Source organism: Methyloceanibacter sp. wino2 (assembly GCF_003071365.1).
Lineage (GTDB): Bacteria > Pseudomonadota > Alphaproteobacteria > Rhizobiales > Methyloligellaceae > Methyloceanibacter.
Genome location: NZ_CP028960.1, coordinates 1,157,501 through 1,176,978, shown reverse-complemented (window position 1 = coordinate 1,176,978; position 19,478 = coordinate 1,157,501). Strand labels below are relative to the sequence as shown.

19 protein-coding genes, 1 pseudogene and 1 riboswitch are annotated in these 19,478 nt (G+C 63.1%); of the genes and pseudogenes, 15 read left to right on the top strand and 5 right to left on the bottom strand.

Going from position 1 to position 19,478, the window contains the following annotated elements:
* Positions 1-3 precede the first annotated feature (3 nt).
* The 5 genes from pstC (at position 4) to phoB (ending at position 5,132) form a co-directional block, all read left to right on the top strand.
* Positions 4-1,476 carry a phosphate ABC transporter permease subunit PstC gene (pstC, locus tag DCY11_RS05490; RefSeq protein ID WP_108681719.1) on the top strand — a complete coding sequence of 491 codons (1,473 nt, stop codon included), beginning with the start codon at positions 4-6 and terminating at the stop codon, positions 1,474-1,476.
* Positions 1,476-2,783, top strand: coding sequence for a phosphate ABC transporter permease PstA (gene pstA, locus DCY11_RS05485; protein WP_108681717.1), 1,308 nt, complete (start codon positions 1,476-1,478; stop codon positions 2,781-2,783). The genes pstC and pstA overlap by 1 nt, the downstream gene beginning before the upstream one ends.
* A gap of 116 nt (positions 2,784-2,899) precedes the next feature.
* Positions 2,900-3,646 carry a phosphate ABC transporter ATP-binding protein PstB gene (pstB, locus tag DCY11_RS05480; RefSeq protein ID WP_245409502.1) on the top strand — a complete coding sequence of 249 codons (747 nt, stop codon included), beginning with the start codon at positions 2,900-2,902 and terminating at the stop codon, positions 3,644-3,646.
* 27 nt (positions 3,647-3,673) lie between these two features.
* A complete protein-coding gene (gene phoU, locus DCY11_RS05475) occupies positions 3,674-4,408 on the top strand; it encodes a phosphate signaling complex protein PhoU (protein WP_069443093.1) in 735 nt (244 codons plus the stop codon).
* Positions 4,409-4,424: 16 nt separating this feature from the next.
* A complete protein-coding gene (gene phoB, locus DCY11_RS05470) occupies positions 4,425-5,132 on the top strand; it encodes a phosphate regulon transcriptional regulator PhoB (RefSeq protein WP_069443124.1) in 708 nt (235 codons plus the stop codon).
* A 96-nt stretch (positions 5,133-5,228) separates the two neighbouring features.
* On the opposite strand, the gene DCY11_RS05465 is transcribed toward phoB, so the two are convergent.
* Complete coding sequence (locus DCY11_RS05465; protein ID WP_108681713.1) at positions 5,229-5,741, bottom strand: GcrA family cell cycle regulator; 513 nt, start codon at positions 5,739-5,741, stop codon at positions 5,229-5,231.
* Positions 5,742-6,131: 390 nt separating this feature from the next.
* Here DCY11_RS05465 and DCY11_RS05460 point away from each other — a divergent pair, with 390 nt between their 5' ends.
* The 3 genes and pseudogenes from DCY11_RS05460 (at position 6,132) to DCY11_RS05450 (ending at position 9,398) form a co-directional block, all read left to right on the top strand.
* The gene (locus tag DCY11_RS05460) at positions 6,132-7,313 is read left to right on the top strand and encodes an aspartate aminotransferase family protein (protein WP_108681711.1); all 1,182 of its coding nucleotides are present in this window, start codon (positions 6,132-6,134) and stop codon (positions 7,311-7,313) included.
* Between the two features lie 43 nt (positions 7,314-7,356).
* Positions 7,357-8,268: pseudogene (argF, locus tag DCY11_RS05455) on the top strand (ornithine carbamoyltransferase); the annotation flags it as partial.
* 188 nt (positions 8,269-8,456) lie between these two features.
* Complete coding sequence (locus DCY11_RS05450; RefSeq protein ID WP_108681709.1) at positions 8,457-9,398, top strand: Hsp33 family molecular chaperone; 942 nt, start codon at positions 8,457-8,459, stop codon at positions 9,396-9,398.
* A 17-nt stretch (positions 9,399-9,415) separates the two neighbouring features.
* Here DCY11_RS05450 and argE read toward each other — a convergent pair whose 3' ends face one another.
* From argE to DCY11_RS05435, 3 genes are all read right to left on the bottom strand, one after another.
* A complete protein-coding gene (gene argE / locus DCY11_RS05445) occupies positions 9,416-10,579 on the bottom strand; it encodes an acetylornithine deacetylase (RefSeq protein ID WP_108681707.1) in 1,164 nt (387 codons plus the stop codon).
* A gap of 4 nt (positions 10,580-10,583) precedes the next feature.
* Positions 10,584-11,783, bottom strand: coding sequence for an O-succinylhomoserine sulfhydrylase (metZ, locus tag DCY11_RS05440; RefSeq protein ID WP_108681705.1), 1,200 nt, complete (start codon positions 11,781-11,783; stop codon positions 10,584-10,586).
* An 88-nt stretch (positions 11,784-11,871) separates the two neighbouring features.
* Positions 11,872-11,950: riboswitch (SAM riboswitch) on the bottom strand.
* 40 nt (positions 11,951-11,990) lie between these two features.
* Positions 11,991-12,722, bottom strand: a complete 732-nt coding sequence (locus tag DCY11_RS05435; RefSeq protein WP_108681704.1) for a DJ-1/PfpI family protein — start codon at positions 12,720-12,722, stop codon at positions 11,991-11,993.
* 89 nt (positions 12,723-12,811) lie between these two features.
* Between DCY11_RS05435 and DCY11_RS05430 the strand changes: the two genes are divergently transcribed.
* Positions 12,812-14,005 (top strand): 2'-deoxycytidine 5'-triphosphate deaminase, encoded by a 1,194-nt coding sequence (locus DCY11_RS05430; protein ID WP_108681702.1) that lies wholly within the window; start codon positions 12,812-12,814, stop codon positions 14,003-14,005.
* A gap of 76 nt (positions 14,006-14,081) precedes the next feature.
* Positions 14,082-15,443 carry a sodium:alanine symporter family protein gene (locus tag DCY11_RS05425; RefSeq protein ID WP_108681700.1) on the top strand — a complete coding sequence of 454 codons (1,362 nt, stop codon included), beginning with the start codon at positions 14,082-14,084 and terminating at the stop codon, positions 15,441-15,443.
* A gap of 9 nt (positions 15,444-15,452) precedes the next feature.
* Here the strand turns inward: DCY11_RS05425 and DCY11_RS05420 are convergent, their stop codons facing one another.
* A complete protein-coding gene (locus tag DCY11_RS05420) occupies positions 15,453-15,701 on the bottom strand; it encodes a hypothetical protein (protein ID WP_108681698.1) in 249 nt (82 codons plus the stop codon).
* Between the two features lie 138 nt (positions 15,702-15,839).
* Between DCY11_RS05420 and DCY11_RS05415 the strand changes: the two genes are divergently transcribed.
* The 5 genes from DCY11_RS05415 to DCY11_RS05395 all read left to right on the top strand — a co-directional run bounded on the left by DCY11_RS05415 (position 15,840) and on the right by DCY11_RS05395 (position 19,468).
* Entirely contained in the window at positions 15,840-16,469 is a 630-nt protein-coding gene (locus DCY11_RS05415; RefSeq protein ID WP_108681696.1) for a hypothetical protein, read from the top strand.
* A gap of 122 nt (positions 16,470-16,591) precedes the next feature.
* On the top strand, positions 16,592-17,335 hold the full coding sequence (locus tag DCY11_RS05410; protein WP_159079828.1) for a LuxR family transcriptional regulator: 744 nt from the start codon (positions 16,592-16,594) through the stop codon (positions 17,333-17,335).
* A gap of 109 nt (positions 17,336-17,444) precedes the next feature.
* On the top strand, positions 17,445-18,113 hold the full coding sequence (locus DCY11_RS05405; RefSeq protein ID WP_108681692.1) for an acyl-homoserine-lactone synthase: 669 nt from the start codon (positions 17,445-17,447) through the stop codon (positions 18,111-18,113).
* 27 nt (positions 18,114-18,140) lie between these two features.
* Positions 18,141-19,169 (top strand): phytanoyl-CoA dioxygenase family protein, encoded by a 1,029-nt coding sequence (locus DCY11_RS05400; RefSeq protein ID WP_108681690.1) that lies wholly within the window; start codon positions 18,141-18,143, stop codon positions 19,167-19,169.
* Positions 19,166-19,468, top strand: coding sequence for a hypothetical protein (locus DCY11_RS05395; protein WP_108681688.1), 303 nt, complete (start codon positions 19,166-19,168; stop codon positions 19,466-19,468). Before DCY11_RS05400 ends, DCY11_RS05395 begins: the two co-directional genes overlap by 4 nt.
* Positions 19,469-19,478 lie beyond the last annotated feature (10 nt).

Genomic DNA, 19,478 nt, shown 5'->3' with positions numbered 1-19,478 from the left:
CGGGTGTCCACTTTTACGATACTTGCCATACTCATTGGCGCAGGCGTCGTCGCCTATTTCATCGGCCGCATGCGCAGCATCCAGGTCTGCGGCGGTGAGCAGCACAAGCTTCACTCGCGTCCGTCCTATAACGGCTACTACCTCGCGATCCTGACGGCCCTTCCGGCGATTATCCTGCTCGCCGGCTGGAGTATCGCGGAACGGCCCGTCACCCGATACATCGCCATGCAGGAGCTCGGGCCCAAAGTGCTGCAGGGCACCGATGCCGAGCAGGCTCTCACCATGAGCGTGGTCGATACGATCGCAGAGGGCCTGCCGCAGCTCACCTCCGAAGAGTATGAGGTGCTGCGCAAGGCCCGGTACGGTTTCGTCACCACCTCCGATGCGCGGGACGTATTGTCCCGGCACAGCGTCGTTCTGGGATCCGATCCTGAGCGTTCGGTGCTGGCCGCCGCCGATGAGCTGGCATCGTCGCGCGCGACCAGCCGGTTCGTCCTGCCAATTGCCTGTTTCGCTCTCGCCGCGCTCGGCTTTGCCTGGGGCTACTCGCGCATCCGTCCGGAATTGCGCGCCCGCAACATCACCGAGGCGGTGATGCGCTCAGGGCTGTTCCTGGCATCGACCGTCGCGGTGCTCACGACCGTCGGCATCGTCCTGTCGGTGCTGTTCGAAACCATCCACTTCTTCCAGTTTGTCTCGCCGTTCGACTTCTTGTTCGGAACGGTCTGGGATCCGCGCTTCGCGACAGTCGGCAAGGCCGAAGGCCAGTTCGGTCTCCTCCCGCTTCTGTGGGGTACGCTGTTCATCTCGGCGGTCGCGCTCCTGGTCGCCGTGCCGGTCGGTCTCTTCGCCGCGATCTACATGTCCGAATATGCCGGATCCAAGGTGCGCGCCTTCGCCAAGCCTGTTCTTGAGATCCTCGCGGGCATCCCGACGATCGTATACGGCTTCTTCGCCCTGTCGGTCTTCGGTCCGCTGCTTCGCGACCTTGGTTTCAACATCGGACTCGAAGTCTCCGCCTCCAGCGTGCTGACTGCCGGCATCGTCATGGGCGTCATGATCATTCCATTCGTGTCCTCGCTGTCCGACGACATCATCAACGCCGTGCCGCAGTCGCTTCGTGAAGGCTCCTACGGCCTCGGCGCAACCCAGTCGGAAACGATCAAGAAGGTGATCTTGCCGGCGGCCTTGCCCGGGATTGTCGGCGCCGTGCTGCTCGCGGCTTCGCGCGCCATCGGCGAGACCATGATCGTGGTGTTGGCGGCCGGTATCGCCGCAAATCTGACGCTCAACCCGCTCGAGCCGGTCACGACGATCACCGTGAAGATCGTCAGCCAGCTCACCGGTGACCTTGAGTTCAACAGCCCGCAGACCCTGGTGGCGTTTGCCCTCGGTCTCACGCTGTTCATCATCACCTTGGCGCTCAACGTCTACGCCCTCTACATCGTGCGCAAATATCGGGAGCAGTACGAATAATGACCGACCAGACCGTCTCCCTCGCGTCCTTCACGGGCGACGAAGCTCGGAAGAAGCTGCGCAAGCGGCATCGGGCCGAGCGCCGGTTCCGCATGTACGGGATCGCCGCGATCCTCTTTGCGCTTGCCTTCCTCGTCTTCCTGTTTACGTCGATCTTCAGCCAAGGCTGGTCAGCCTTCCTGCAGACCTCCATCAAACTGCCGGTCGAGTTCAGCCAGGAAGTGATCAATCCTTCCGGCAATCCCGACGCGGAAGACGAAATCTTCCGCGCGAACTACGTGAAGCTGGCGCGCGCAGCGCTCTATAAGGAGCTTGGCGTCGATCCCGAGGTTCGCAAGGAGCGGCGGGCCGCCAACGAGCTCTTGTCCCGCGGTGTTGACGTCCAACTCCGCGACATGGTCCTGCGCGATCCGTCGATTGTCGGCAAGACCGAGGATGTTTGGCTCCTTGCAAGCGACAATGCCGACGCTCTGCTGAAGGGCTCTATTGACCGCGAGACGCCGAGCGATCGCCGCGCGGTGAGCGATCAGCAGGTCGCCTGGATCGACCAGCTTGTCGACAACGGTGACATGAAGAAGCGTTTCAACACAGGCCTGTTCCTGAACGGCGCCTCGAGCAGCCCGGAGACCGCCGGTCTCGGTGTGGCGCTCATCGGCTCCTTCTTCATGATGCTCACGGTGGTGTTGCTGGCCGTGCCTCTGGGCGTGTGCGCGGCTCTCTACCTCGAGGAGTATGCTCCCAAGGGCAAGATCGCCGACACGATCGAGGTGAACATCAACAACCTCGCGGCCGTGCCGTCGATAGTGTTCGGTCTCCTTGGCCTCGCGGTTTTCATCAACTTCTTCGGACTGCCGCGGTCGGCGTCCCTCGTCGGCGGTCTCGTGCTGACGCTTATGACGCTCCCGACCATCATTATCACCACACGTGCCGCCATTCGCGCGGTGCCGCCGTCCATCCGCGAGGCGGCTCTCGGTGTCGGTGCGTCCAAGATGCAGCTGATCGGACACCACGTCTTGCCGTTGTCCTTGCCGGGGATTCTGACCGGAACGATTATCGGTCTCGTGCAAGCGTTGGGTGAAACCGCGCCGCTTCTGATGATCGGCATGGTCGCCTTCGTGGTGGAATATCCGACGACTCCGCTCGATCCCGCGACGGGCTTGCCGGTGCAGATCTACATGTGGGCATCGTCGGCGGAACGTGGTTTCGTGGAACGCACCGCCGGTGCGACCATGGTATTGCTGGCCTTCCTGATCGTGATGAACAGTTTGGCCGTGTATCTACGCAACAGGTTCGAACGGAAATGGTAAAGGGGACCGAAGCTATGGAGGCGAAGGTGGAAGACAGGCCTGCTACGACGGTCGAGCAGCCCGCCGAGCCGAAGGAGACGGGCGACGCCGCTCCTTCCGCGACGGGCGAGCTGAAGATGAAGGCGACGGACGTCAACCTGTGGTACGGCGAGAAACAGGCGCTGTTCGACGTCAACCTCGAGATTTTCGGTCAGTCGGTGACGGCGTTGATCGGTCCCTCCGGTTGCGGCAAATCCACGTTCCTGCGCTGCCTCAACCGCATGAACGATGTGATCGATATCTGCAAGGTGAAGGGTGATATTCGCCTCGACGGCGAAGACATCTACGCCCCCGAGGTCGATCCGGTGCAGCTTCGCGCCCGCGTCGGCATGGTGTTCCAGAAGCCGAACCCGTTCCCCAAGTCCATCTACGAGAACGTGGCCTACGCGCCGCGTTTGCACGGCCTGTGCGCCACCAAGGCTCAAATGGATGAGGTCGTCGAGACCAGCCTCATCAAGGCGGGCCTTTGGGAAGAAGTGAAGGACCGGCTCGATGCGCCGGGCACCGGCCTTTCGGGCGGTCAGCAGCAGCGCCTCTGCATCGCCCGGGCCATCTCGGTGAACCCGGAAGTCCTTTTGATGGACGAGCCGTGTTCCGCACTCGATCCCATTGCGACGGCGACGATCGAAACACTCATGGATGAGCTCAAAGAGAATCTCTGCATCGCGATCGTGACCCACTCGATGCAGCAGGCCGCACGTGTGTCCCAGCGTACGGCGTTCTTCCATCTCGGCAAGCTCGTCGAGGTGAATGACACGTCGACGATCTTCACCAACCCGTCCGATCAGCGTACCCAAGACTACGTCACTGGTCGCTTCGGTTGATATCGGCGCTCAGGAGTCCCGCCCCCCATGGAACAACAGAACGAACATACAGTCCGGTCCTACGAGGAGGAACTATCGCTCCTCAACAACAAGATCGCCAAGATGGGCGGCCTTGCGGAGAAGGTTCTCGGACAATCCTTTGAGGCTCTGGATCGCCGCGATCCGGACCTTGCCGCCAACACGATCGGCGAGGACGAGGAGATCGATCAGCTTCAGCGCGAGATCGAAGAGCAGGCGGTCATCATGATCGCCCGGCGGCAGCCGATGGCCTACGATCTCCGCCAGATCATGGCGGCCTTGCGGATTTCAACGGATCTCGAGCGGATCGGCGACCTTGGCAAGAACATCGCCAAGCGCGCCGTCGCGGTCGTGACGGAGCAGCAGCCGAAGCAGCTGATGCTGGGCCTCAAACATATGGGCGAGCTATCGCTCAGCCAGCTCAAGGACGTGCTTGATGCTTTCATCGAGCGCGATGCCGAACGGGCGCTGAACGTCTGGTACAAGGACGAAGAGATCGACTCGATGTACAACTCGCTGTTCCGCGAGCTCCTCACCTACATGATGGAGGATCCGCGGAATATCGGCCTATGCACGCATTTGCTTTTCGGTGCGAAGAACATCGAGCGGGTCGGCGACCATGCGACCAATATCGCCGAGACGGTGTACTATCTCGTGCATGGCCGGCCGATCACGGATCAGCGTCCGAAAGGCGATACGACCAGTTCGACGGCCTATACGTCGTTGAGAAGCTCGTCCTTCTAACGGGGGGATGTCCGTGATGAACGCGGGAGCAAAGGTACTGGTTGTCGAGGATGAAGAGCCGCTGGCTCTTCTCCTTCGGTATAATCTGGAGGCCGAAGGCTTTGCCGTCGATGTGGTGCATCGCGGTGACGAAGCCGAAGTGGCAATTGCGGAAAACTCGCCGGACTTGATCGTCCTCGATTGGATGTTGCCGGGCCTGTCTGGGCTTGAGCTGTGCCGGCGGCTGCGCACGGGCAAGGAGTCGCGGACGATACCGATCATCCTGTTGACGGCACGCAGCGAAGAGAACGACCGCATTCGGGGTTTGACGACGGGCGCGGACGACTACGTGGTGAAGCCCTTCTCCCTGCCTGAGCTGATGGCGCGGGTGCGGGCAATTCTCCGCCGCACAAACCCGGAGCGCATCGCCTCCGTGCTGACGGTGGGAGATATCGAGCTCGATCGCGACTCCCATCGCGTCACGCGCAACGGCCGCCAGGTCCACCTCGGGCCGACGGAGTTCCGGCTCTTGGAGTTCCTGATGCAGAGCCCCGGCCGTGTCTTCAGCCGTGCGCAGCTCCTTGATGGGGTCTGGGGGCGGAACGTCTATGTCGACGAACGCACGGTGGATGTGCATATCGGCCGTTTGCGGAAGGCCATGATGCGCGGCAGCGAACGCGACCCCGTTCGCACCGTACGCGGCGCGGGCTACGCATTTTCCGACAAGCTGGAAGAGACGGCCTAGGTCCGCTCGGGAAGTCAGCCAACCAAGAAAAAAAGGCGCCGGTTCCCCGGCGCCTTCAATCGTATCTCAGACAGAGATTGCTCTCGGAAGAGTGGCTCAGCCATTGGCTGAGCGCTTCTCCCGCCGCCGCGCTTGAACCGGTTGAAACGCCATGCGGGCATGATGCTCGCAATAGGGCGAGGTGCCGGTCTTCTTGCGTCCGCAAAAGTGAAACCCTTCTTCGGTCGGGTCGCCGATCGGCCATTTGCACATCGACTCCTTCAACGTGAGGATGGTGGCGCGCTCATGCAGCGGGATCACCAGTTCCTCGACGGGAGCCGGCGCCGGAGCCGCCTCGTATTCTTCTTCATAGGTCGGCTTCAGCGCGACGTTGCCGCGTGTGCCGAAAGTGATGGACGGCGCTCTGTTTTGCCGTGGCGCCTGGGTGCGTCTCGGCCGGGGAACGCTGGACCGTGAACTGGTCGCGCGTCCCGACAGTCCGAGCCGGTGCACCTTGCCGATAACCGCGTTACGGGTCACTCCGCCTAAGCGTCCCGCAATCTGGCTCGCGCTCAGTCCTTCGGACCAAAGCTTCTTCAGCAGTTCAACTCTTTCGTCAGTCCAAGCCATAATTTCGGCCTCCTCAGTTTGGACTCAGATTCCACCCGTCGTTAGCGACGGCATTTTTTTCGCAATACTCGGATTTACTGCTGAGAAATGACCGCTCGGGAGTCTACCGTGCCTACGACATCTGGTAGCCGAACGATTATTACCCTACTAAGGCCGGTAGGAACCGACAAGCGTCCGCCACGCTTGTGTGCCTCGTTTTCCACCGGAACCATTGGATTCTGCCATCACTCCGCGCCGAGCACAAACCCGAGGATGAATAGAAGCGTGGAGAACCGTTGGATAAGCGGGTCATAAGGACAGATTGACTCAAGTGTGGTGCAGACCTAACACTCTGACAAAGCTTGCTGCCGCCCGTTGGCGGCACTTTTGTTTCAAGAACACGGAAGTTTCATGTCGGCTCTCCTTCCGACCTATGCCCGCAGCGGATTGACCTTCGCGCGGGGCGAAGGTGCCTTTCTCTTTGACGAGGGCGGTGAGCGCTATCTCGACTTCTCGAGCGGGATCGCGGTGACCGCGCTCGGGCACGCGCATCCGCACCTGGTGGCCGCGCTGAACGAGCAGGCGCAGAAGGTCTGGCATGTCTCGAACCTGTACGGCATTCCCGATCAGGAGCGGCTTGGTCGGCGGCTTTGCGATGCGACTTTTGCCGACCGCGTGTTCTTTGCAAACTCCGGCGCCGAGGCCGTGGAGGCCTCGATCAAATGCGCCCGGCGCTATCATTTCGCCAACGGCGCGCCGGAACGCTACCGGTTGATCACCATCGAGGGCGCCTTTCATGGCCGCACGCTCGCGACCATCGCCGCCGGCGGCCAGGCCAAGCATTTGGAAGGCTTCGGGCCGCCCGTGGATGGGTTCGATCAGGTAGCGGGCTTCGATATCGATGCCATCGAGGAAGCGATTTCGGGGGAGACCGCCGGTGTGCTGCTGGAGCCCATCATGGGCGAGGGCGGCATGCGCGACGTGCCCTATCGTTTCCTGCAGGACTTGCGGGCGCTGTGCGACGAGAAGGGGCTGCTGCTGATCCTCGACGAGGTGCAGTCGGGCGTTGGCCGCACAGGCCGGTTCTATGCGCATGAGTGGGCGGAGATCACGCCGGACATTATGGCCTCCGCGAAAGGGCTCGGCGGCGGCTTCCCCGTGGGCGCTTGCCTCACCACCGAAGACGTCGGCCAGGCAATGGTTCCGGGCACGCATGGGTCCACGTTCGGCGGCAATCCGCTGGCCATGGCAGTCGGCAACGCCGTGCTGGACGTCGTCCTGGAGCCGGGCTTTCTCGAACATGTCGCGCAAATGGGCTTAAGATTGAAGCAGCAGCTTGCCGGCATTGCCGACGAGCACAGCGAGATCATCGCCGAAGTGCGGGGCCAGGGACTCATGATGGGACTGCAATGCAAGCCCGAGAATACCAAGCTTGTCGCGGCGCTGCGCGAGCGGGGGATGCTGACTGTCCCGGCCGGTGACAATGTCGTGCGGCTGCTTCCGCCCCTGATCGTCGGCGAGGAGGAAATCGATCTCGCCAGCCGTACCATCGATGCCGCTTGCGTCGCCCTGAAAACGGGTGATGCGGTTTAGGGCCTCTTCCTTTCAGCCTCCCCAATTTCAAGACAATCCATTCATGCCTTCGACGCCTTCCCATTTTCTCGATATCGACGCGCTGGATACGCGGACTCTGCGCGCAATCCTCGATGCGGCCGCCGCCCTGAAGAAGGCGCGCAAAGTCCCGAAAGGCCTTGCCGTACCGGACGGCGCGGTCCTCGCCATGATCTTCGAGAAGCCGTCCACGCGGACGCGCGTCTCGTTTGAGATGGCCATGCACCAGCTCGGCGGCGCGGCTATCGTGCTGAACGCCCAGGACATGCAGCTCGGCCGCGGCGAGACGATCGGCGATACGGCGCGGGTGCTCTCGCGCTACGTGGATGCGATCATGCTGCGCACCGGTGCGCACCAGGGACTGCTGGACTTCGCCGAGTATTCCGACATTCCGGTCATCAATGCGCTCACGGCGCGATCCCATCCCTGCCAGATCATGGCCGACGTCCTCACCTTCGAGGAGCACAAGGGCCCGATCAAGGGCCGCGTGGTCGCCTGGATCGGCGACGCGAACAACGTTGCGACCTCCTGGGTGCATGCCGCGGCGCGGTTCGGCTTCACCTTGCGTATCGCAGCCCCGGCGGATTTTGGCCCGGCCCCGGATCTTCTGGCTTGGGCCCGTGCCGAGGGCGCGCAGATTGAAGTCATGGAAGATGCGCGCGCGGCCGCCAAGGATGCCGACTGCGTGGTGACCGACACGTGGGTTTCCATGGGCGACAAGGATGTCGAGGCGCGCAAGAGCGCGCTCGAGCCCTTCCGAGTGGACGAGGCGCTGATGGCGCTCGCCAAGCCCGATGCGATCTTCATGCACTGCTTGCCTGCCCACCGGGGCGACGAGGTCACCGATGCGGTGATGGACGGACCGCAGTCGGTCGTTTGGGACGAAGCCGAAAACAGGCTGCATGCGCAAAAGGCCATCCTGGTCTGGTGCTTGAACAACGGCCGCCTGCCGGCGCGGGCGGCGGCAAAGAAGAAGTCCGCGCGCAAGGCCGCGCCAGCCAAGCGGAAGGGTGCTGCGAAGAAGGTTGCGCCCAAGAAGAAGCCCGCGCCCAAAAAGGCTGCGTCCAAGAAAAGCGCGGCGAAGAAACCCGCCAAGAAACGGGCGGGTAAGCGCGGAGGCAAGCGGTGAGCGAATCCGCCTCCACCGAGGCAATCGAGTTCGCGCTGCCGGCGGACGACGTCTTGCTGCCGTTCCAGGCCGAGCAAGCGGACGTTCTGGGGCGTCTCGTCAAACTCGGATCGACCGTCGACACGATCCTGTCCCGGCACGACTATCCGGAACCCGTCTCGCGCCTGCTTGGCGAAGCCGTGGCGCTGACGGCGCTACTGGGAGCGTCGCTCAAGTCAGACGGCAAGCTGATCCTGCAGGCCTCCACCAACGGCGCCATCGATCTGCTCGTCGCCGACTTCGTGGTTCCGGGCTTGATGCGTGCCTATGCCCGGTTCGACGAGAAGAAGCTCGCCGCACTCGACCACAGCGACGACGCGGCTCTGCTGGGGACAGGCCACCTCGCCATGACCATCGATCGAGGTGTGGACGCCGAGCGGTATCAGGGTGTGGTGCCTCTCGAAGGCTGCAGCCTTGCCGAGGCCGCGGACACGTATTTCAAACAGTCCGAGCAACTGCCGAGCTTCCTGCGGCTCGCCGTGGCGCGGCATTTTCAGGCCGGGGAGAACGGCGAGGGCGCCTGGACCTGGCGCGCCGGCGGACTGCTCGTCCAGAAGCTGACCCGCGAAGGCGGCATCATCAGCCCCAAGCGCTTTGAGGAAGACTGGACCCGAGCGAAATCGCTGGCCGAAACGGTCGAGGATCATGAGTTGCTCGATCCGACGCTGGCGCCCGAGCGGCTGCTGTTCCGTCTCTTCCACGAAGAACAGGTGCGCGTCTATCACGCCATCGAGCTGACAACCTATTGCAGTTGCTCGCGGGAGCGCGTCGGGGAAATGCTCCAGCGCTTCTCTGGCGAAGAGCTCTCGGACATGGTGGTCGACGGCCAGCTCTGGGTGAATTGCGAGTTCTGCAACGCGCACTACGATTTCGACCCGAAGGACTTCGGCGCCGCTTAAGCGGCACGGCCCATGCCTTATGCGCTCATCCGCTCCGTCAGCTTCGCAAGAAACGTGAGGCAGGCCTCGATCTGCGACAGTGCGACGAACTCGTCCGCCGCGTGGGCCTGCTCGATACTGCCGGGCCCGCACACGACCGCCGGACAGCCTGCGTCCTGGAAGAGCCCGGCCTCCGTGGCGTAGGACACGCCGGAGGCCCGGTTCGCGCCGGTCAGCATCATCGCCAAAGATACGGCTTCGGAATCCGGACCGGCCGAGAACGCCGGCACGGCCGTCTCCGTTTTCGTGTCGATGGAAGCATCGGGCGCGACGGCGCGCATGCCGGGCAGCAGCGTCTTCTCGGCGAATGCCTCCAGCCGTGCGGGGGCGTCCTTGGCCTTGGTGCCGGGCAACCCGCGAAGCTGCCACAGGACATCGCAATTGCGCGGCACGATGTTCGGCGCCGTACCGCCGTCGACCATGGCCACCATTACTGTCGAATAGGGCGGATCGAAATGTGGATCGTTCTCAGTACTCGCGACCTCGGCCGCCATGCGGTCGATTTCCTCGACGAGCTTGGAAGCAGCGGAGATCGCATTCACGCCGATCGCAGGCATGCTGGAATGCGCTTCCTTGCCCGTGACCGTCGTTCGGAACACGTCGATGCATTTGTGCCCGTCGATGACCTGCATGTCGGAGGGTTCGCCAATGATCACGACGCGCGGCCGCGGCAGGTCCTGTCCCAGGCGCGCGATCATCGGCCGGACGCCGACGCACCCCACCTCCTCGTCATACGAGATGAGGATGTGGATGGGCTCCGTCAGGGGCGCGGATTTGAACAGCGGCACGGAGGCAAGCACGCAAGCCAAGAAGCCCTTCATATCGCATGTGCCCCGGCCGTAGAGCTTGCCGTCGCGCGTCGTCAGCGTGAACGGGTCGGACGTCCAGGACTGCCCTGTCACCGGCACGCAATCACTATGGCCCGAGAGGCCGACGCCCCCTTTGCCTTCGCCGATGGTGGCGAAGAGGCAAGCCTTCTTGCCGTCGCCGTCCGGCACCAGAGTCGAGGCGATCCCATGCTCGTCGAGGTACTCCCGCACGAAGGCGATCAGATCGAGATTCGATTTCGCGCTCGTCGTATCGAAAGCAATGAGCTTTGCGAGAAGCCCGATTGCGTCCTGCGTGCTTGGCGGTGTTGGCATGCTGCTATTTCAATGCTGCAAGGGCTTGATCGAGATCGGCTTCCAGATCGCCGGCGTCCTCAAGTCCGATGGAAATCCGGATCGTGTTGTCCAAGATGCCGAGGTCCGCGCGGGCCTCGGGGCTGAGGCGTTGATGCGTCGTGGTGGCCGGATGCGTGGCGAGGCTCTTGGCGTCGCCGAGATTGTTGCTGATCTTGACGATATTGAGCGCGTTCAGCACGGCGAAAGCGTCTTCCTTCCGGGTTCCGACCTCGAGGGCCACGAGCGGCCCGCCGAACGCCATCTGCTTCTGGGCGATGTCGTACTGCGGATGATCCGCCCGGCCAGGATAGTGAACCCGTGTGACACCGGGCCGATCCGCCAGGAAATCGGCGATGCGGGCCGCGGACTCGCAATGACGCGCCACGCGCAAGGGCAGAGTTTCCAGCCCCTTGAGCAGGACCCAGGCGTTGAACGGGCTCAGCGAGGGGCCGGTGTGCTTGAGGAACGTATGCAAGGTCTCGTCAATGAACTCTTGCGGGCCGAGGACCACGCCGCCGAGGCACCGTCCTTGCCCGTCGATGTGCTTCGTCGCCGAGTAGACAACGATATCGGCGCCGAGGGCCAGGGGCTTCTGGCCGAGCGGCGTCGCGAACACATTGTCGACGATCGTCAGCGCGCCGCAGCCCTTCGCAATCTTGGCCACGGCCTCGATGTCGACCAGGTCCAGGACCGGATTGGTCGGCGTCTCGAAGAAGAAGGCCTTGGTGTTCGGTGTGACAGCCGCCTCCCAGGCGCTGAGATCGCCTCCATCCACGATGGTTGAGCTGACGCCATAGCGCGGCAGCAGGTCCTCGACGATGTAGAGGCAACTGCCGAATAGCGCGCGGCTGGCAACGACATGGTCGCCCGCCTTGAGTTGGCACAGGAGCGAAGCCGCGACAGCGGCCATGCCGCTTGACGTGCCGCGAGCGGCTTCTGCGCCTTCCAGAGCGCACATGCGCTGTTCGAACATGGAGACGGTCGGGTTCGCATAGCGGCTATAGACATAGCCGTCCGTGTCGCCCTTGAACCGGGACTCGGCCTCCTCGGCGCTTTCGTAGACGTAGCCCGAGTTTAGAAAGATCGCTTCCGAGGTTTCGCCGAACTGGCTGCGCAGCGTCCCCTCGTGCACCAACTGCGTGGCGGGGCTCCAACTCTCGCGGCTCTTCTTTTTCCCGGCCATGACCGACACTCCTCATACGTTTTCGCAAAACGCGTTTCTGGCCGGCGGCATAAAAAAACCCGGATCTGGCAAGTGCCAAAAGCCGGGAAGCGTGTCGTCCGCGGCCCTTTTAGCGACTTGTTTTACGTGGCTGCAAGCCGGCCGGCCAAATCACCACAGGCAGATTAATGTCGCGTGGGGGCAGGGCCGTCAAGCAAAAGGGCGGTTCTACCCGTCCGTCGGCACCGAGACGCCAAGCCGGCGGGCCACCTCCCGCGCGGTCTGTTCCCGCCGCGCGGTCAGTTCGGCGGTCGCATTCCGGACGGCCGAAACGGCGGCTTCGGGCGCAGTCTCGGGTGTGCCGGCGTCGAAGGGCGGGTCGGGCGCATACTGCATGGCGAGCTGGATGGTTTTCGCGGCCTCGTCGCCCCGCAGCATCGCCGCCACGCGCAAGGCCCCGTCGATCCCCGATGTGACGCCACCCGCGCAGACCAAATTGCCGTCCACGACGACACGGGCATCGACCGGCGTCGCGCCGAACAAAGGCAGCAGATGCTGGACGGTCCAATAGGTGGTGGCCTTGCGCCCCTTCAACAGACCGGCGGCGCCGCAGATAAGCGCGCCCGTGCAGACCGAAAACAGGATTTTCGCCCCCTCCGCCTGCCGGCGGATCCAATGGAGCAGCGCCTCATCGCGCATGAGAGCTTCCTGGCCCCCGCCGCCCGGAATGTGCAGGACGTCGAGCTGGGGCGCGTCCAGGACCGAGCCATCGGGCGTAAGCTGCAGGCCACCCACATCCGTCACCGGCGCGTCTGTCAGGCCATAAAGGCGGGTGGTGGTGTTGGGCAGGCGGGTAAAGACCTCGAACGGGCCCGTGAGGTCGATCTGGTCCAGCCCCTCGAACAGCAACGAGCCGATTTCGAGGGGTTGATCGTCTGGAATCCGGCCTTCCGGGATCATGGGATGCCCTCTGGTGTTCGGTGTGAATCCGGGGGAGAATCGCATTCGCAGGATGACCCGCCACGCGGCAAATGCAATGAAGATCGGTTATGAGCCAGCCCGACCCAGTTTTTGATGCATCCTCCGGGGTTGCAGCCGTCACAGGTGCCGCAGACGGAGCGAGCCGCGCCCTGTCCCGGACCGGCGTTCTGCCCAGCCAGGCGCTCCGTGCGCTCATCGCCGCGGGCGAGCTCGGCGGGTCGGCTCCGATCGAAGAAGCCCAGATCCAGCCCGCGAGCCTCGATCTCCGTTTGGGTGAGGTCGCCTATCGCATCCGGGCGAGCTTCCTGCCCGGCACCAAGGCAACCGTGCGCGACAAGCTCGAAGGGCTCACCTTTCACGAGATCGATCTGACCAAGGGGGCCGTGCTCGAAGCGGGCTGCGTCTACCTCGTCCCACTGATCGAGCAACTGAATCTGCGTCCGACGATCGCGGCCTTTGCGAACCCCAAGAGTTCCACGGGCAGGCTCGACGTGTTCACGCGGCTGATCGCCGACTATCAAGAGAGCTTCGACTACGTGGAAGAGGGCTACCGAGGCCCGCTCTTCGCGGAGATCTGCCCCCGGACGTTTTCCGTCAAAGTGCGCACGGGCACGCGCCTCAATCAAATTCGATTCCGCCGCCGCGTCAGTCAGCAGTCGGACGAAGCGCCGGGCCGGATCGGCGACAAGCACTTGCGGGCCATCCACTCCGACGTGGGGCTCGTGGAAGGCGAGGCCGCGATTCGCGACGGGCTCAATCTGCGCATCAGCCTGGCGCCGGTCGAAGCCGGTGGCATCGTGGGGTATCGCGCCCGGCGCTACGCGGGCGTGATCGATATGGACAATGTCGGCGGCTATGACGTCGGGCAGTACTGGGAGGCGGTGTATCTCGGGAGCGACCAGCGCCTCGTGCTAGACCCGCAGGAATTCTACATTCTCGCCTCGAAGGAGAGCGTCTCGGTGCCGCCGGAATACGTGGCAGAAATGGCCCCGTTCGACCCGATGATCGGCGAGTACCGGGTGCACTATGCCGGCTTCTTCGATCCGGGCTTCGGCTACTCGGCCGGCAAGGTGCCGGGCGCCAAGGCGGTTCTCGAGGTCCGCAGTCTCGACATCCCGTTCATCGTCGAGGACGGGCAGATCGTTGGCCGGCTCGTCTACGACAAGCTCACCGAGATTCCCGAAACCCTTTACGGCCAGGGCATCGGCTCGCATTATCAGTCGCAGGGGCTGAAGCTGTCGAAGCATTTTCGTCAGTCCTAAGCCTATCTTACATCTGGGGTGGGGCCCGCATCAGGGAAGCGGTAGCCCGTAGTGGGGACACGGGGGGACCAACGGCATGGAGACGCTGACATCGGCCATTCAGTGGCTGAGCGGGATCGTTTGGGGCGTGCCGATGCTGGTGCTCCTGCTCGGCGTCGGAATCTTCCTCACAATCGGATTGCATTTCCGCACCGTGCGCGATCTTCCGCTTGCGCTGGCCATGCTCTGGCACGGCCGGGTCGCCGAAGGCAAAGGCGAGATCACACCCTTCAGGGCCCTGATGACGGCGCTCGCCGCAACCATCGGGACGGGGAACATCGCCGGCGTCGCGACCGCCATCTTCGTCGGGGGGCCGGGCGCGATCTTCTGGATGTGGATGACCGCCTTGGTGGGCATGGCCACGAAGTTCGCCGAGGCGGTGCTTGCCGTGCGCTACCGCGAAGTGGATGAGCGCGGCAAATATGTCGGCGGCCCCATGTACTACATCAAGAACGGGCTCGGGCCGCGCTGGGCCTGGCTCGGGACGGCCTTTGCTCTTTTTGCGGGTTTTGCCGGGTTCGGCATCGGCAACACGGTCCAGGCCAACTCCGTCGCCGACGCGTTGGATGCCGCCTTCGGCATGCCGTTCTGGCTAACGGGTGTGATCCTGGCAGCCCTTGTCGGCCTCGTTTTGATCGGCGGCGTCCAGCGCATTGCCGCCGTCGCCGGCACACTGGTGCCGGTGATGGCGATTGGATACCTCGCGGCGGGGTCCATCGTTCTCATCCTCAATGCCGGGGCCATACCGGCATCGTTCGGACTGATCTTCGAGCATGCTTTTTCGCCGGCAGCGGCCACGGGCGGCTTTGCCGGCGCCGCCGTCTGGGCGGCGATCCGCTTCGGTGTGGCCCGCGGCGTATTCTCCAACGAAGCCGGACTCGGTTCCGCGCCGATTGCGCACGCGGCTGCCGAATGCAAAGGGCCTGTCAGCCAGGGGCTCGTGGCCATGCTCGGCACGTTCATCGACACGATCCTCGTCTGCACCTTCACCGCCCTTGTGATTTTGAGCACGGGGTCTTGGACGAGCGGGCTGAACGGGGCCGAACTCACCTCGAGCGCGTTCGAGTCCGCGCTTCCGAATGTGGGCAGCGAGATTACCTCCATCGCGCTTGCGGTGTTCGCCTTCACCTCTCTCCTGGGCTGGAGCTATTACTGCGAACGGGCCTGGCAGTATCTTCTCGGTGTGAAGGTCATCGTGCCGTTCCGTGTGCTGTGGTCGCTGGCACCGATCCTCGGCGCGACCGTCAAACTCAGCTTCGTATGGCTGCTGGCCGATACGCTCAACGCGCTGATGGCGATCCCGAACTTGATTGCGCTGGCGCTGCTGAGCCCCGTGGTGTTCACCGCGGCGAAAGAGTTCTTCGCCACGCGTGGGAAGTCGGAGAACAATCCGTTCTAGACTCCGCGCTTAGCCGCCAGTCTTTGTCACCGTCTCGGCCCACATCAGGAAGCCGAGAGTCGCTGCGTTGGCCACCATCCACAGCAGCGTGAGTAGGCCGACCCGAAGGAGCATGGGCCGGTCGACAGTGCCCGCCTTGGCGCGCTGGCGGTACCACAGCCAGATCAGGACGAGCGGGAGGATCAGAAGGACCAGTGAGAACGCAAGATAGGCGCCTCGCAGGGCCGGATCGGAGAGTGCTTCGGCGAATGCATGCATGGCCGGACACTAGAATGGAGCACCCTGGTGAGCAATCCTGCCCTGGTGACGCAGCCTTGGAGTAGCGCAAGGCCGGTCCATATGCGATTGTCACGAATTCCGAGCAGCAAGCGGCATTTCAGGGGTTCAGGGGGGACGATGAGACACGGTGCGATCGCATTTCTATTGGCTTTCGTCGCGAGTGTCGGTGCCGGAGGGCCAGGTCACGCCCAGAGCGTTCAGGAGCTTGCGAAGACTGCCGCAAGCGAAGCGAAGAAGGGCAACGACCTCGATGCCTACAATACGATCCGCAAAGCCGCGCTGAGCATCTGGGAGCAAGGCCCGCTGATGTTCCGCGAGGCCCTCTTCGTGAAGTCCGCGCCGACCGGCTACGGCATCTACGACCCCCGGCCCAACACCGTCTTCAAGCCCGGCGAAAAGCTGTTCATCTATGTGGAGCCCGTGGGCTTCACCTGGAAGAAGCAGGGCGGGTTGAACCACGCGGAGCTCGTCTCCGATCTGATCCTGAAGGATAGCGAGGGCAAGGTCCTTGGCGAGCAGGCGGGCTTTGGGACCTTCACCTTCGACAGCCGCGACAACAATATGGAAGTGATGACGGCCCTCACGATCGATTTCACCGAGGCGCCGACCGGCAAGTACGTGGCGGAACTGAAATTCACCGACAAGCTCGGAAAGAAGTCCGCGTCCTTCGAACTTCCCTTTGAAATCAAGAGCGGGGACAGCGAGCCCGACAAGGCCGAGGACAGCGAGTCCGGCTCGGACCAGTAAGTCAGTGTGCGGCTAATGCGCTGCAAGCTCCCATTTTTGGCCGAAAACGGGAGTGTTCTGTTGACTTGCAATTCTTAGATGCAACAATCGCGCGTCGCACTTATTTGTATGGGGCTTGCACATTGGAGAGTTCGCCTTCGCCATACGCCCATCGGCCGCTCGACTTCGTCGAGAAGATCGAGGGTCTGAAGGACTACGACGCCATCTGTTCCGCGATCTCCGAGGAGCTGGCTTGGTACGGCTTCACCTGCGTCACCAGTTTCATCATGCCGGGCCCCGGCGAGCCTTTTAAGAAAGGCGTGCATCTCAACACCCGGCCCCAGGACTACATCGACCACTACGAAGAGAAGAACTACGTCTTGCGCGACCCCGTGGTCACGGAGTTGCGCGATTCGGTGCGGCCCTTCTCGTGGAGCGACGTGGTTGAGCGCCGGGACCTCAACCGGGCGGACAAGCGCATTATCGAGGAGGCGCGGGAGTTCGACGTCAATGACGGGCTGATCATCCCGATCGTCACCCTGTCGGGAGCGCTGTCCGTCTTCAGCCCGTGCGGCCGGAACCCGGATCTCTCGCAGGACGCGCGCCGCGCGGTCGAACTGATCTCGCTCTACAGCCATCAGGCGCTCAAGCGCGTCCTTCTGGAGCAGGTGCGCGGGAGCGAAGCGCATACACCGCTGACGCCCCGGGAGAAGGAGGTGATGCGCTGGATCGCCGCCGGTAAATCCGACCAGGAAATCGCCGCCATCCTGGCGATCTCGCCGGCCACCGTGACCGTGCACGTGGAGCGTGCCAAACGGAAGCTCGATGCCTTCCGACGCACTTTTGCCGTCGTAAAGGCCATCCGGTTTGGTGAAATCACGCTGTAGAGCGTTGAATCACCAACAAAAATTCAGGCAATACAAAGAAACTAGGATAGTCGGAACCCACGTCTTTAGGGCCTGATTGCCCCCGCGATTCCAATCGGGGGGCTTAACGATGGTCCAAGTCATTGAGGGTAAGGACAGGGCGCACCACGCTGGCCTGTTCGAGACGCTTTTCCGCGCACGGTACGAAACATTCGTGGTCAATCGCCGCTGGTCGCTGCCCGCCAGGAACGGGCTCGAGATCGACCAGTACGATACCGACCAGGCGGTGTACTTCGTAGATATCGACGAAGTAGGACATTTGCAGGGCGCGGTTCGTCTGACGCCCACGACCGTCGCATCGCTCACGGCAGACTACTACCCGCACCTATCCGACGGCGGTACCGCCTTGCGCGATCCGTTCGTGTACGAGGGGACACGCTATATCGCATCGCCGCGGGAGAAGACGGCCGAGAGCAATCGGGTCGTGAAGGCCCGCATCCTCGGTGCCATGACCGAATGGGCTTGGAGCTACGGCATCCGGCATATCCAAACGGTCATCGATGCGCCTCTTCTGAGAAGCTTCAAGAAGGTCAACTCGCAGACCTTCGCACTCGGATCCGCGCACCCCTATGGCGGCGGCAAGGGGGTACCTGGCGGGGGCACCTGCATGGCCATCCGGCTGCCCGTCACCGAGCGCGCCATCACCGAAATCCGGAGCTACGGCGCGCTGGAATACTCGCCGGCGCCGGAAGCTTTCGCTTATCCGAATGCTGCTCCGCAGTTCAGAGACGTTGCTTAGCGCAGTTCTTGAGAGGGAGTTGATCAGATGTCACACCACATCACACGAGCGGTTACGCAAGACGAAATTGCCGCCTACAGGCAGGCCGGGGTGGTCCTGCTCAAGGGCATTCTCAGCCTCGAGTCGGTCAATAGCTTGAGGCGGTCCATCGACCTCACCGTGAACAAGCTCGACGACAGCCCGAGCGGCTACGACTTCACCAAGGTCCTGAAGGCGACCGCCGAGAACGACGTCGACCAGCTTCGCGCCATGAGCGATGGTCAGTACGACCTCGAGGCGATCATGGACTACGTCAAGTCGACCGGGAAACCGCTCCTGGCCGACGAGGGTTCCGAGGCGCGCCAGGGGGCGTACTTCATCGATACCGGCGTGGCTGCGCGGCTCGACAGCTATCGCCAGCTTTGCACGCACGGCGCGCTGCCGGAGATTGCTGGAGAGTTGCTGCAATCGGGCACGGTCCGCTTCTTCGGCGACCAGGTTTTCGTCAAGGAGCCCAACACGCCCGGCAAAACTGCCTTCCATCAAGATGCGACTTATTTCGAGATCGAAGGCGAGCAATGCTGCGTCATGTGGGTCCCCGCCGATCCGGTGACCTTGGAGACCGGCGCCATGATGTATGTGCGCGGGTCGCACCGCGACGGCACGCTCTACAAGCCCAATGTCTTTATCTCGCAGGCCCCGTTGCCGGGTTCGGAGGGCGAGGATCTACCGGACATCGAGAACAATCTGGACGACTACGACATCGTTCACTTCGACGTCGAGCCGGGCGATGTCCTGGTCCATCACTACAGGACGATCCACGGCACGGGTGGAAACCAGAGCCGTTACCAGGTGCGCCGCGCCGCCTCGATCCGCTATTGCGGTGACGACATCCGTTTCAAGGAACGGCCCTGGGCGCCGGCGCAATTGCATCACACGGGCCGGCTCAACACCGGTGATCCGCTAAGCGGCGCGGACTTCCCTGTCGTCTGGGAGAGGGCCCCGAGTGATGCGGTAGCCGCAAGCGCGGCGCCCGGAACGGCCTTGGGTCAACTGACCGGGAGTAAAGCGGCGTGAGGCGCCGTCCTCCCGGTGCCGGCTGGCCATCGCTTGAGAGCGAGTCCGTCGAGGCGACAGACGGTGGGATCGACGAAATCGCCGATCCCGATCCCACCGTGAATTTTCCACAATGGTCTCGGACCCTGCTCCTGCTGCTCGACTACGCCATTATCGAGGGCCTGCAGCACCGGCAGCACAATTTCGTGCACTATTTGAAACTGGCGGAAGCTGAACTGAGCAAGGTCATCTCTGACAGCGTCGACAGGGAGGACATAGACGCCGCCGAGGAAGCGCCTCCGTCCTCGAAGGCGCATTGAAGTCGGCTCG